Below are 12,125 nucleotides of genomic sequence, written 5' to 3' on the forward strand. Positions count from 1 at the left end.
CGTTCCACGCTCCTGCGTGGGAGCGAGGAATATAAGTATGCAAAGTCGAAACATATGTTGACCTTGACCTTGCGGTAAGGTTTATCTTTAGGTTATCTGGATAATTTGTGGTGTAAGTGATGGGTGAATATCAAATACCGTTGAGCGGGCTAAGCTGTTGTAAATGCGTTAAAAAACTGGAAGGCGCGTTAAGTGAACTGGACGGTACTGAAATTCAGTCCATCTCTAAAGAGAGTGTAACCCTTACCTCGGTTCAGTCGGTTGAAACGCTGTTTAACACAATCTCATCTCTTAATTATCAGCCGGGAAATACTGTTGAGCTTTCACTTTCCGGCCTTGGCTGTGGTAAGTGCGTTGCTAAGGTTAACGCTGCTTTTTCAGAGCGGGATAACGTTGTCCGGCTTGAGGTCTCTAAAGAACACCTTAGCCTTTACGGTTTAATCAGCAAGCAGCAGGCGATAGACATTGTTGAAGGGCTTGGCTATCAGGCTAAAGATGCTACTGAGGCTGAGACCCCGTCCAAACCTGAAGAAGAGCCAGAACAAAAAATTAAAGAACAGCAAAACAGTTCTTCGCAGCAGGTTTCGGTCAACCTGTTGCTGGAAGGAATGACCTGCGCCAGTTGTGTTGCCTCGGTTGAAAAGGCTTGCCTGGCTTCTGAAGGTGTTGCCCGGGCTCAGGTTAATCTGGCAGAGCAAAGCGCCGTGGTTTCACTCACTTCTGACAAGCCGGATATTGTTGAGGGTCTGATTCAGTCTGTTCAGGATGCAGGATATAAAGCCAGAATTCTTGATGATGCAAGCGATCAGCAATCTGAGTTACAGCAGCAGATTGAACAGCAGCAAAAGGCGTACAAACAGAGCGCAATTGCCGCTATCGCTGTGGGCGGCGCTTTGATGCTCTGGGGACTGCTTGGCGGCAATATGATGATAAAAAGTCCGTCGGATCAGTTTGCCTGGGGAATTGTCGGCCTTGTCTGTCTGGTTCTTCTGGCTACGGCTGGACGCTCATTTTATACAAACGCCTGGCAGTCTCTGCTGCACCGTCGTGCGACCATGGATACGCTGGTTGCTCTGGGTACGGGTTCAGCCTGGATCTACTCTGCTCTGGTCGTACTGGCTCCGGACTGGTTCCCTGAGTCATCAAGGCATGTCTATTTTGAAGCCAGCGCTATGATTATCGGTCTGATCTCTCTGGGTCACTTTATTGAGACTAAAGCCAAGCTAAAGACCACTCAGTCCCTGCAGGCGCTTATCGGGCTTCAGCCACGCTCTGCCACATTGGTAGAAGAAGGAAGTGAAAAAGATATCGCCATAGAAAATGTGCAGAAAGGCATGTTGCTGAGAATCAAACCGGGTGAAAAAGTGCCGGTAGATGGTCTGGTCACGGAAGGCGAATCCTATGTTGATGAAAGCATGCTTACCGGGGAACCTATCCCTAAACATAAAACACCCGGACAACAGGTAGCGGCGGGCACCATCAACAGTGACGGCAGCCTGCTGATCACAGCCACCGGCGTTGGCAGCCATACTATGCTGGCGCGGATTATCAATATGGTCAGACAGGCGCAAAGCAGCAAACCTGCCATTGCCAGACTGGCTGATTCGGTATCAGCGCTCTTTGTGCCGGTTGTGGTTCTGATTGCACTGTTTGCTGCAACGATCTGGTTCTTTGTCGGGCCGGAGCCGAAAGTCAGTTATATGCTGGTTGTCTCCACCACTGTGCTGGTTATCGCCTGCCCCTGCGCCCTGGGGCTTGCCACTCCACTTTCAGTAACAGCGGGAGTCGGTAAAGCCGCAGAGCTTGGTATTCTGATAAGAGACGCCGATGTACTGCAAAGTGCCAGCAAGATAGATACGGTTGTTTTTGATAAAACCGGTACTCTGACGCAGGGAAAACCTATGGTTCAGAATATCAGCCTCTGCTCAGACATGAGCGAGAGCGAGCTGCTTAAATACGCTATATCGCTGGAAAGCCACTCAGAGCACCCTTTAGCTAAAGCTATTTGTGATTATGGAAAAGAGAAGCAACTCAGCGCGCAAAAAGTAGTCCAATTCCAAAATCAGCGAGGAAAAGGCATCTCAGGTCTGATTGATGGCAGGCAGATTCATATTGGTTCGGTTAACTTTATAGGTCAGCTTGGAGGTGAAATCACTTCAGATATGCTGCAAAAACCCCTGGAAAATGCGTGGACACCTGTAGTCGTTCAGATAGAGGGGGAGATTGCCGGTATTATTTCCATTGCCGATCCGCTTAAACCAGAAGCGAAAGAAGCGGTTACAAAGCTCACTAAACAGGGCATAGAGGTTATTCTGCTCACCGGTGATAACCATGTGGTTGCCCAGAAAATCGCAGCACAGGCCGGAATAACAAAAGTGATTTCAGAAGTACTTCCCGATGAAAAAGCACAGCATATCCAGGAGCTTCAGGCCTGGGGTAAAAATGTGGCTATGGTAGGAGACGGCATCAATGATGCGCCCGCTCTTGCACAGGCAAATATTGGTATTGCCATGGGTAGCGGCTCGGATGTGGCCATTGAGAGTGCGCAGATGACCCTGCTTAACTCGTCACCGGTTGCCGTTGACAGTGCGATTCAGCTGTCAAAAGCCACGGTCAGAAATATGAAAGAGAACCTGTTCGGCGCATTTATCTATAACTCACTGGGCATTCCGCTTGCCGCCGGTGCGCTCTATCCGCTTACCGGCTTTTTGCTCAGCCCGGTTGTCGCCGGTGCCGCTATGGCGCTCTCTTCCATTACCGTTGTGACTAACGCTAACAGGCTGAGATCGTTTAAGATAAAAGATATCTAATCATCTTCGGAAAAATTTATGTTGCGTAAACTGACCACATCCTTTGCTCTGAGTACACTGCTGCTATGCTCCTTTGCCAGTGCTGAACCGCTGTACTGGAAAGCAACTAAAGGTGGAAAAGAGCTGATGATTCTGGGTTCGATACACCTGGGAAAACCGGATATGTATCCGCTTCCGCAGCCTGTACTGCAGTTTCTGGACAAAAGTGACGCCGTCATACTGGAAATTGATATGGACAGCGCCCCTACGCTTCCTGCCGGGAAGCAGGAAATCACAGGAGAATACCTGAGCGCAATCCAGAAACAGAAGCTTTCCCGTATTAGTAAAGAGATAGGGCTTTCCGATAAAGTATTACTAAGCCAACCAACCTGGCAGGCAGCACTCTGGATGCAACTTAGCTACTTTAATCAGCTCGGTTATCAGGATCAGTGGGGAGTAGACACTTACCTGTCTAATCAGGCAAAGCAAAAAGGTATCCCTCTGATGGGGCTGGAAAGTGTTGATTTTCAGCTCTCACTCTTTACCAACCGTGAAGTGGGAAGGGAACTGATTAACGATATCCTGGATAACTGGGAAGAGAATAAACAGGTTAGCCGGTGTATGAAAGATAACTGGCTATCCGGAGATAAAGTCAGTCTTAACAAGCTGGCAGAAGAAAGTGTTCTCAGCAACGAACTGGCAGACTCCTTTCTCTATAGCCGCAATCTGAACTGGGCCAACAGACTGGATAATCACCGTTTTTTACCAAAGCAGGGTAAGTTTCTGGTGGTAGTCGGTACTTTGCACCTTATCGGAAAACAGAGCCTGATTGAGCTGCTTGAACAACGTGGATTTTCGCTTGAGCAGTTATCTGAATCAGAAATATCGGATTGCCGCTAATGCCATAAAAACGTAACGCATAAAAAATGCCGACTGATGTCGGCATTTTTTATTTATGACATTCCAGGGTAGATGCTATCTCGTTCTGGCGGTCAATCACCCACTGACTGTCAAAAGGCCCCCAGTCAGACAACTGGTAGTAACCGTCATTGTGGCGTTTTCCATCCTGAACAAACATCAGCTCTATACCGATTCCCGGCAAAGCTTTTAATACATCCTGAATTGTGCGTCTTGGCCAGCCCGTTTTTTCAATCAACTTTGGTACATTCGGCCTGTCCAGGCTCTCAACCAAAAGAGCTAAATACAAACGCCTGGCAAATACAGGACTTAATTCCATGACACCTCCCAATTTTGTCTATGCACATTATTTCTCACTTTCTAAGAACAAATTTGCGCTTGATCAAAAGAGACCCATTCACTAAGCAACAGGTTTGCAAAGATATATTTCATAAGAATGATAAACCGCAGACAGAAGCCTCAGTAAATGAACACTTTGTCACTATCCCCCGTTCCTGTTAGGATTCAGAGATTCAATCTGAGAATGAGAGTAATTATGACTGTTACCATGTACGGCATTCCAAACTGCGACACCATCAAAAAGGCCAAAAAATGGCTTCAGGCAGCGGAAATCGAATTTGAGTTTCATGACTACCGTAAGCAGGGTGTAGACGAAGCACTGGTAAAAACTTTTTGTGATCAACTCGGATGGGAGCAGGTGCTGAACAAACGGGGCACCACCTACAGGCAGCTGACTCAGGAGCAGAAAGACACTCTTGATGAAAACAGTGCAATCAAATTGCTTGTGGAGTTCCCGGCTATGATAAAAAGGCCTATTCTTTCTATAGATGGCTCATATCATATCGGTTTTAAAGCAGAGCAATATAGCGCTGTATTTAGTAAATAAACGAATTAAAAAAATACAAGGAAGACAGGATGAGCGACAGCCCAGTACTGGCATTAGCAAAAGATTTAATCAGCCGTCAATCGATTACACCTGAAGATGCGGGTTGTCAGGATGTCATGATAGAAAGATTAAAAGCGTTAGGATTTGAGATCGAAGTGATGGTGTTTGAAGACACCACCAACTTCTGGGCTCGCAGAGGCACCGAAGCACCGCTATTTGCCTTTGCCGGACATACTGATGTGGTTCCGGCCGGATCTTTAGATCAGTGGCACACCCCTCCTTTTGAACCAACAGTCATTGACGGTCACCTGCATGGCCGTGGCGCTGCGGATATGAAGGGGTCACTTGCCTGTATGGTTGTGGCTGTGGAGCGTTTTATTGCCAGTAATCCTGACCACAAAGGTTCCATCGGTTTTCTGATCACCTCGGATGAAGAAGGGCCGTTTATTAACGGTACTGTAAGAGTGGTTGAAACTCTGATGGAGCGCGGTGAAAACATCGATATGTGCATCGTGGGCGAACCTTCAAGCACAAACGAAACCGGCGACGTTATTAAAAACGGCCGTCGCGGCTCAATTACCGGTGATATTAAAGTAAAAGGCACTCAGGGCCACGTTGCTTACCCGCATCTGGCAAATAACCCTGTACATCAGGCTCTGCCTGCGCTGGCTGAACTTGCAACCACTAAGTGGGATGACGGCAACGAATTCTTCCCGCCGACCAGCTTCCAGATCCCTAACATTCATGCCGGAACGGGCGCATCAAACGTGATTCCGGGCGAGCTGAATGTTCAGTTTAATATGCGTTTCAGCACTGAGCTGTGCAACGATGAGATTGTACGCCGCGTTCACTCAACACTGGATTCCTACGGCCTTGACTATGAGCTGGACTGGACCTTTAACGGCGACCCATTCCTGACTGACCACGGCGAACTGCTGGATGCAGTTGTTGAAGCGGTGGAAGAAATCAACCATAAGAAACCAGAGTTGCTGACCACCGGCGGTACATCCGACGGCCGCTTTATCGCGAGAATGGGCGGTCAGGTAATTGAGCTGGGCCCGCTAAATGCGACCATTCACAAGGTAAATGAGTGTGTAAATATCGCGGATCTGGAAAAGCTCACCGATATGTACGTAAGAACCATGGAAAAGCTGCTTAGCCGATAAGGAATGGCAAATGACGCCTCAGGAACTGACCGGACAGACAAACACCCATCTGGAAGAGGTGGAAACCCACTTCCAGACACTGCTTGTTCACAGGCAGGTTTCTGAGGATCTGATAGCCCTGGTATCGGCCGCAAAAGGCGCCGGTTTTGAGATGATGATTGCCAGCGGATTCCGCGACTACGCCCGCCAGCAGATTATCTGGAACCGCAAATTCACCGGTGATACCCCTGTTCTTGATCACGATAGCCAGCCACTGGTCACTGAAACCCTTTCAGACGATGAAAAGATCTCGGCCATTCTCCGCTGGTCAGCCCTGCCCGGTGCAAGCCGTCACCACTGGGGTACCGACTTTGATGTCTATGCGTTAAACGAGTTGCCGGAAGATACCAGGCTAGCGTTAGAGCCCTGGGAATATCATAGCGGTCATCAGGCCCGTTTCTTTGTCTGGCTAAAGCAAAACCTGCGTAAATTTGGTTTTTTCTTCCCCTATGCAAAAGACTTAGGCGGTGTTGCACCTGAACCCTGGCATATCAGTCATAGTTCTGTCTCACAGGCATGTCTGCAACAGTTTTGTGTCAGCGATCTGGACAAGGCACTGCAAAACGCGCCTATACTTGGTATTAACAGTGTGCGTCAGAATCTGGATACCATTATCGTTAATTACGTAATCAATATCTGTCCGGAGTAAGTTATGGTCGAATTTTTAACTAATCCCTGGGTGATCATTCTTCTGGTTGTCGGTGTCGTCGGAGGGAATATTGCAGCTCTTAAATACACCGCAAAGGTAAAATTCGGACCTATGGGCGGACCTCAGAGCCAAAAGAGTGATCTGGACAGGCTCAATGAACTGGACAAAGCAGCCCACCCGGAAAAACATCAGGATACAAAAAAGGATGCTTAGCGCATCCTTTTTTCATTTTAATTTAGTGATTATTACTCTTCACCAATAACCGAAACCAGCGCAGGAACGATAGATTCCAGCACTTCTTCAGTGACCGGCTTTCCTGATGAGTCAGAAATTGAGATTGACGTACGGTTACCTAAGTCACCCAGCGAGAAAGTATATTTACTTCCGGCCAGTTCGAAAGGCTTAGTGCCGACTTTTTCCCAGAACTCATCATCCGGCTCTGAGTATTTGGTTTTGATATAACCCTGAGAGCGGTTTCTCTCTTCAAGTTCAAAGCCAATCTTAGGTAGAATATCCACTGCGCGTTCCCAGAACACATTGTACTGAGCCCTTGCAATAATTACCGGCAGGCCACTTCTGTCTTTCCCCATCATCACAGGGATGTTTTTAACCAGCTCCTGCGCCTTACGGAATGCTTCTTCACGCAGATCCTGATCGTAACGGGAGGTAACCAGATTGGTCATAAAGATGTTGTAGCGCTCAAGGTTGGTTTTGCTTACCTCTTTCACCACACCGTCTTCACGCCATTCCAGCATTGAAACTTTAAAGCCGTAGCGGTTATTCGCTTCAAAACGGTTTAGAGCATAACGGGCTTCAAGGTGGCTGTCTTCATCTTCAGACTCCCATGCAACCCAGTCAGTTTCAACGTAATCGTCGCTGTTTTCTCTTAGTGCAATGCCCTGCTCCGCCGCCATATTCAGCGCCGTTTGCCAGATACTTTCTACTTCATTTTCGCGGATCAGCCACATGGTTACTTCACCACCCTGCTGCTCATAGCGCGCCCCCGGAATCAGCTCCAGGATCTGCTGAGGCGGACGAATATCTACGTCACGTCCAATCGGTCCCTCAAAGTTACCTGCGGGAATATCGTAGTTCGGATAGAACTGAGGGTCGGAATCTTCCGGCATTACCCATGTTGAAAAAGGCTCAGTTTTCAGATAGTCAAAATCATCTTTCGCCTGACGTCGCTCTTTCGGGCTGCCAGAACACGCACTTAAAACAACAACAGCCAGTGAACTCACCACCAGCTGACGAGAAAACTTCATTGGTACTCCTAAAAATAAAAAATCGAGACCAGATAGGCTGGTCCCGAGTAATACTGCCTAAAATCCGGTGCGGATTATAGAAGACCTGCGTCTTCCAATGCCTTTTGCACTACAGGCTGAGCCTCTTCTGACAGCTCAGTCATCGGCAATCTAAGATGGCCATCTTCAATCAAACCAAGCTTATGAGCCGCCCATTTAACAGGGATCGGGCTGGATTCGATAAACAGATTCTTATGCAGAGTCTGCAAGCGCTCATCAATCTGAGCGGCTTCTTCATATTCACCATTCAGTGCCAGCTTAAACATATCTGCCATATCTTTAGCAGCAATGTTATTGGTTACCGAAATCACGCCCTGACCACCTAAACGGACAAATTCCAGACCGGTTGCATCATCGCCACTTAGTAAGACGAAATTTTCTCCACAAAGTTCACGGTGAATTGCAACTCTTTCAAGATCGCCTGTTGCATCCTTCAGTGCCACAATCTTGTCCAGTTTTGCCAGACGTGCAACGGTTTCAGGTTTCAGGTCAACCGCTGTACGGCCTGGAACGTTGTAAAGAACCACCGGAACTTCACTCACTTCAGCAATCGCTTTGTAATGCTGGTAAAGGCCTTCCTGAGTCGGCTTGTTGTAGTATGGCGTTACACTCAGTACGCCATCGATACCAGAATCATTCAGCAGACGGCTGAATGTCATCGCTTCGTGTGTCGCGTTTGCGCCTGTACCGGCAATAACAGGAACCCGGCCTGCAACAAACTCAACCACTTTATTCACTACTTTGACATGTTCTTCCACAGTCAACGTCGCTGACTCACCGGTTGTGCCCACGGCAACAATTCCGTCAGTACCCGCTTCAATATGGTAGTCCACCAGTTTCTTCAGGCTGTCAAAATCGACTTCGCCATCACTTGAAAACGGTGTTACCAATGCAACTAAACTTCCTGAAAACATGTCTATCTCCCTTAATTTCTTCTTATGGCATAGTAATGCAAGGAACTCAGTAAACACAAGGGATTAAACCGCCTTGTTCGCCACAAATTAACGATAAGTTGAACTTATCTCACTTCCCGATGCATAAACTGGAATATTTATCTTCCTTTTAACTGTGCTAGTATGCAGAAAAAGCGTTTGATAGAGAGTTTACCTATGACTCAACATCTTGTTATTACAGCGGTTGGATCCGACCGCCCTGGTATAGTGAATAAAATTGTTCACCTTGTAACCAAAGCCGGCTGCAATATTGTCGACAGCCGCATTGCACTGTTCGGAAATGAATTCACCCTGATTATGCTTTTAAACGGCAGTAACAACAGCATAACCCGGGTTGAAACCTCTCTGCCGGTTCTCTGTCAGGAACATGACCTGATCACTATTATGAAGAGAACCTCACCGCATCAGGATATGGTTGACACTTACACGGTCGAAATATTCGTGGAATCGGATGATAAGCCGGGCCTCACCGAACAGTTCACTCAGTTCTTCGCCGACCGGAATATTGGCCTCGCTTCTCTCTCAGCACAGACCATAGAAAAAGAAAAGATTCATCAGGATAGCGACAAGTTCCAGCTGTCCATGACGGCAACCGTAGATTCAGAGTGTAATCTGATGCAGTTGCTGGAAGAGTTTAATGAACTGTGCGACAAGCTAAGCGTATCAGGCACACTTAATTTTATAAAAAGCGGACAATAATCCGCACCATTGCTCAACAAACAGGGCCAGCCCTGAAGGAAATAAAAATATGCCAGAAATTGGAAAACCCGCTCCAGCCTTTACTCTGCTGGACCAGAATGAACAACAGGTTTCACTTAGTGATTTTGCCGGTAAAAAGGTGCTTCTGTACTTTTACCCGAGAGCTTCCACACCGGGTTGTACCGTGCAGGCATGCGCGCTGAGAGACTCTAAAGCTGAACTGGAAAAACTGAACGTGGTTATTCTTGGTGTCAGCCCGGATACACCAAAGAAACTGACCAACTTTACCAATAAGCAGGAACTGAATTTTACGCTATTGGCAGACCCGGAACACACAACCTGCGAAGATTACGGTGTCTGGCAACTTAAGAAATTTATGGGCCGGGAGAATATGGGCGTGGTCAGAACCTCATTTCTGATTGATGAGCAGGGCAACCTCGAACATATCTTCAATAAGTTTAAGACCAAGGATCACCACGAAGTGGTTCTGGACTATTTAACCAACAAGTAGATCTCTGATAAATAAGGCACCGTCTGGTGCCTTATTTCGCTTTCAAAGATTGTCTGTCCACCAGCTGAGCCGGGATCATCAGCTTCACCAGACTGTCATCCTGCTCATGGATCTGGTTCACCACAATCTTCACCGCCTCGCGGGCCAGACGGCCATAATCCTGCTTGAAAGAAGAGAGCTGATAGCTTTTCCAGTTGGCCTGCGGGAGGTTATCAAAACCCAGCACCTGAAGATCGCCCGGGATCGACAATCCCAAATCATAGCGAGCCACGTCCATTGCTGACATAGCAATAATATCGGTAGCACAAAAAATGGCGTCCGGCCTGTCATCCTGAGTCAGTAACTCACGAATTTTATCCTGTGCAGCTTCGTAGCCATAGTAGGCTTCAAGATAAACGGGATCATTTCCGAGCAAATCTTTCGCAGCATCAGTAAAACCGGAAAAGCGTTCAGCATTCGTTACCGTCGGTATCTCACCTGTGATATAAGCAAGGCGTTTTGCACCACGCTCAATAAATTCATTGGCCGCTATCTGACCGGCGCTGTAGTTATCACTGATGGCATAACTGCATTTTGTTCCCTGCTCCACACGGGCAAACTGAACAATAGGGATATTGAAGTCCCGACACTCCTCATATAAAGCCGTATTAAACTGCGCAGAAGCGGCAATCACTCCGTCAACTTTATACTGGAAAATATTGGGGATGGTGTGGTGACTCTGGTCGTCCAGAACCCAGGGAATCAATACGGCTGAATAGCCATTTCTCTGCAATTCCGAGCTGATCAGTTGCAAGGTTTCCATATGGATCGGGTAGTCCGCGTCAGGAAACACCAGACCTATCAGCTTTGATTCTTTGGTGGTCAGGCTGCGGGCAAATGCATTGGGCCGGTAATTCAGAGTCTTTGCTGCCTCTAATACTTTGGCGCGGGTTTTCTCTGATGCCGAGCTACCGTCCATAAATACACGCGAAACCGTTGACTGAGAAACGCCAGCCAGTTTTGCCACATCTTTAGAGGTTACGTTTGCATTCTTTTCTGTCATCACATTTAGCCGATAAATACTGAAACCGTCGGAATTATATACCAAAATACCCTCTTACGAGGGTATTAATTACACTCCCATCATTAAGGGAACGACAACTGCTGATTACAGCTCAGGGTTCATGATCTGCTGAGTACGTTCAAATACATCCAGACCCTGCTGCTTCAGCCAGTAAGGGATATCGATAAGAACCCAGTTTTCAGACAGTTTGTCATCCTTACGGTAGTAAACGTCCACAACCTGCATATCTGCGCGAATTTCACCGCCAGGCAACCCAAGGAAGCCACCGATAGGCGTGTTAGACAGGTTCGGCCAGCCGAAGAAACAGGCAAAGTTACCTTCTGCAAAACGACAAACGTGACCGTTGAACTTCTTATCTTTCAGGTTATTACGGAAAGGAAGCTGATGCTGCTGCTGGTAACGAGGAATGGTGTAAGACGCACCGATACCACAAGGGCCGTACCAGATCATGTCTTTAGACCAGCTCTTCTCAAGCACTTCAGGAGGACAGCCCATAGCGCCGCTGTCGTTCAGAGCACTCAGGTCATCAACCATCTTGTTAACCAGTGCCAGTGTCGCTACACCTTCTTCTTCAGGTGCATCTTCAAACAGCAGACCGTTGTGGTCACGCGGACCAGGGTAAACAAAGTGACGACCGGTTGATGGTGGTAGCGGGTAGCAACCAGCCTGATCCATCACACCCAGCAGGTCCATAAACAGGCCGGTTTTGGTGATCTTGCCATTTTCTACACAGGTAAATTCAGCATAACGGATGCTCATCATTTTCCCGGTTGCGCGAATACCTAGCCAATCTGCGTCGAAAAGCCCCATGAAGTGGCCCATGCTCATTACCCACTGCTCACCGCTGATTTCATTGGTACCACCGATAAAGATATCCTGACGACGCTGCATGCGAGTCATAGATCTCTTCAGTGGTGCCCAGAAAACCTCAGCAGTCGCATCAGCACCCTGCTGTTCACGGAATGGGTAAACTCCACGCCATAGGTAATCTTCGCTTACATAATCCTTTAGCACAGCTGCAACGGATTCCGGTGTTGCGCTTTCCATCGCATCAAAGTACTCACGAACGATGCGTTTGGTTTCTTGATATTTGCTCATTATGCAATCCTGTTATTGTCTTCTTTATATTGGCTTACTCAGGAACAGGT

Annotated in this window: 13 protein-coding genes; 8 read left to right on the top strand and 5 right to left on the bottom strand. The window is 47.7% G+C overall.

Annotation, left to right across the window (positions count from 1 at the left end; all coding sequences use genetic code 11):
• Positions 1–119: 119 nt before the first annotated feature.
• Entirely contained in the window at positions 120–2,810 is a 2,691-nt protein-coding gene (locus tag L3Q72_RS10815; protein ID WP_275129958.1) for a heavy metal translocating P-type ATPase, read from the top strand.
• 18 nt (positions 2,811–2,828) lie between these two features.
• Positions 2,829–3,689, top strand: coding sequence for a TraB/GumN family protein (locus L3Q72_RS10820; protein WP_275129959.1), 861 nt, complete (start codon positions 2,829–2,831; stop codon positions 3,687–3,689).
• A gap of 49 nt (positions 3,690–3,738) precedes the next feature.
• On the opposite strand, the gene L3Q72_RS10825 is transcribed toward L3Q72_RS10820, so the two are convergent.
• Complete coding sequence (locus L3Q72_RS10825; protein WP_275129960.1) at positions 3,739–4,026, bottom strand: helix-turn-helix domain-containing protein; 288 nt, start codon at positions 4,024–4,026, stop codon at positions 3,739–3,741.
• 216 nt (positions 4,027–4,242) lie between these two features.
• On the opposite strand from L3Q72_RS10825, the gene L3Q72_RS10830 reads away from it, so the two are divergent.
• From L3Q72_RS10830 to L3Q72_RS10845, 4 genes are read left to right on the top strand one after another with little or no spacing between them, the layout of a single operon-like run.
• Complete coding sequence (locus L3Q72_RS10830) at positions 4,243–4,593, top strand: ArsC family reductase (RefSeq protein WP_275129961.1); 351 nt, start codon at positions 4,243–4,245, stop codon at positions 4,591–4,593.
• 29 nt (positions 4,594–4,622) lie between these two features.
• Positions 4,623–5,759 (top strand): succinyl-diaminopimelate desuccinylase, encoded by a 1,137-nt coding sequence (gene dapE / locus L3Q72_RS10835; RefSeq protein ID WP_275129962.1) that lies wholly within the window; start codon positions 4,623–4,625, stop codon positions 5,757–5,759.
• A 10-nt stretch (positions 5,760–5,769) separates the two neighbouring features.
• Complete coding sequence (locus tag L3Q72_RS10840) at positions 5,770–6,447, top strand: M15 family metallopeptidase (protein WP_275129963.1); 678 nt, start codon at positions 5,770–5,772, stop codon at positions 6,445–6,447.
• 3 nt (positions 6,448–6,450) lie between these two features.
• On the top strand, positions 6,451–6,660 hold the full coding sequence (locus L3Q72_RS10845) for a DUF2897 family protein (RefSeq protein WP_275129964.1): 210 nt from the start codon (positions 6,451–6,453) through the stop codon (positions 6,658–6,660).
• Positions 6,661–6,692: 32 nt separating this feature from the next.
• On the opposite strand, the gene bamC is transcribed toward L3Q72_RS10845, so the two are convergent.
• Positions 6,693–7,712: an outer membrane protein assembly factor BamC gene (gene bamC, locus L3Q72_RS10850; RefSeq protein WP_275129965.1), complete on the bottom strand. Its 1,020-nt coding sequence runs from the start codon at positions 7,710–7,712 to the stop codon at positions 6,693–6,695.
• Positions 7,713–7,786: 74 nt separating this feature from the next.
• Complete coding sequence (gene dapA / locus L3Q72_RS10855) at positions 7,787–8,665, bottom strand: 4-hydroxy-tetrahydrodipicolinate synthase (RefSeq protein WP_275129966.1); 879 nt, start codon at positions 8,663–8,665, stop codon at positions 7,787–7,789.
• 195 nt (positions 8,666–8,860) lie between these two features.
• On the opposite strand from dapA, the gene L3Q72_RS10860 reads away from it, so the two are divergent.
• The gene (locus tag L3Q72_RS10860) at positions 8,861–9,403 is read left to right on the top strand and encodes a glycine cleavage system protein R (RefSeq protein ID WP_275129967.1); all 543 of its coding nucleotides are present in this window, start codon (positions 8,861–8,863) and stop codon (positions 9,401–9,403) included.
• Between the two features lie 49 nt (positions 9,404–9,452).
• Complete coding sequence (gene bcp / locus L3Q72_RS10865; protein ID WP_275129968.1) at positions 9,453–9,914, top strand: thioredoxin-dependent thiol peroxidase; 462 nt, start codon at positions 9,453–9,455, stop codon at positions 9,912–9,914.
• Positions 9,915–9,945: 31 nt separating this feature from the next.
• On the opposite strand, the gene L3Q72_RS10870 is transcribed toward bcp, so the two are convergent.
• Entirely contained in the window at positions 9,946–10,956 is a 1,011-nt protein-coding gene (locus tag L3Q72_RS10870; RefSeq protein ID WP_275129969.1) for a LacI family DNA-binding transcriptional regulator, read from the bottom strand.
• Between the two features lie 105 nt (positions 10,957–11,061).
• Positions 11,062–12,075, bottom strand: a complete 1,014-nt coding sequence (locus L3Q72_RS10875) for a nuclear transport factor 2 family protein (RefSeq protein ID WP_275129970.1) — start codon at positions 12,073–12,075, stop codon at positions 11,062–11,064.
• Between the last annotated feature and the right edge of the window lie 50 nt (positions 12,076–12,125).

Source organism: Vibrio sp. JC009, from assembly GCF_029016485.1.
Lineage (GTDB): Bacteria > Pseudomonadota > Gammaproteobacteria > Enterobacterales > Vibrionaceae > Vibrio.

Coding starts and splice junctions, on each gene's coding strand:
- L3Q72_RS10815 (WP_275129958.1), top strand. CDS start 120: ATGGGTGAATATCAAATACCGTTGAGCGGGCTAAGCTGTTGTAAATGC.
- L3Q72_RS10820 (WP_275129959.1), top strand. CDS start 2,829: ATGTTGCGTAAACTGACCACATCCTTTGCTCTGAGTACACTGCTGCTA.
- L3Q72_RS10825 (WP_275129960.1), bottom strand. CDS start 4,026: ATGGAATTAAGTCCTGTATTTGCCAGGCGTTTGTATTTAGCTCTTTTG.
- L3Q72_RS10830 (WP_275129961.1), top strand. CDS start 4,243: ATGACTGTTACCATGTACGGCATTCCAAACTGCGACACCATCAAAAAG.
- dapE (WP_275129962.1), top strand. CDS start 4,623: ATGAGCGACAGCCCAGTACTGGCATTAGCAAAAGATTTAATCAGCCGT.
- L3Q72_RS10840 (WP_275129963.1), top strand. CDS start 5,770: ATGACGCCTCAGGAACTGACCGGACAGACAAACACCCATCTGGAAGAG.
- L3Q72_RS10845 (WP_275129964.1), top strand. CDS start 6,451: ATGGTCGAATTTTTAACTAATCCCTGGGTGATCATTCTTCTGGTTGTC.
- bamC (WP_275129965.1), bottom strand. CDS start 7,712: ATGAAGTTTTCTCGTCAGCTGGTGGTGAGTTCACTGGCTGTTGTTGTT.
- dapA (WP_275129966.1), bottom strand. CDS start 8,665: ATGTTTTCAGGAAGTTTAGTTGCATTGGTAACACCGTTTTCAAGTGAT.
- L3Q72_RS10860 (WP_275129967.1), top strand. CDS start 8,861: ATGACTCAACATCTTGTTATTACAGCGGTTGGATCCGACCGCCCTGGT.
- bcp (WP_275129968.1), top strand. CDS start 9,453: ATGCCAGAAATTGGAAAACCCGCTCCAGCCTTTACTCTGCTGGACCAG.
- L3Q72_RS10870 (WP_275129969.1), bottom strand. CDS start 10,956: ATGACAGAAAAGAATGCAAACGTAACCTCTAAAGATGTGGCAAAACTG.
- L3Q72_RS10875 (WP_275129970.1), bottom strand. CDS start 12,075: ATGAGCAAATATCAAGAAACCAAACGCATCGTTCGTGAGTACTTTGAT.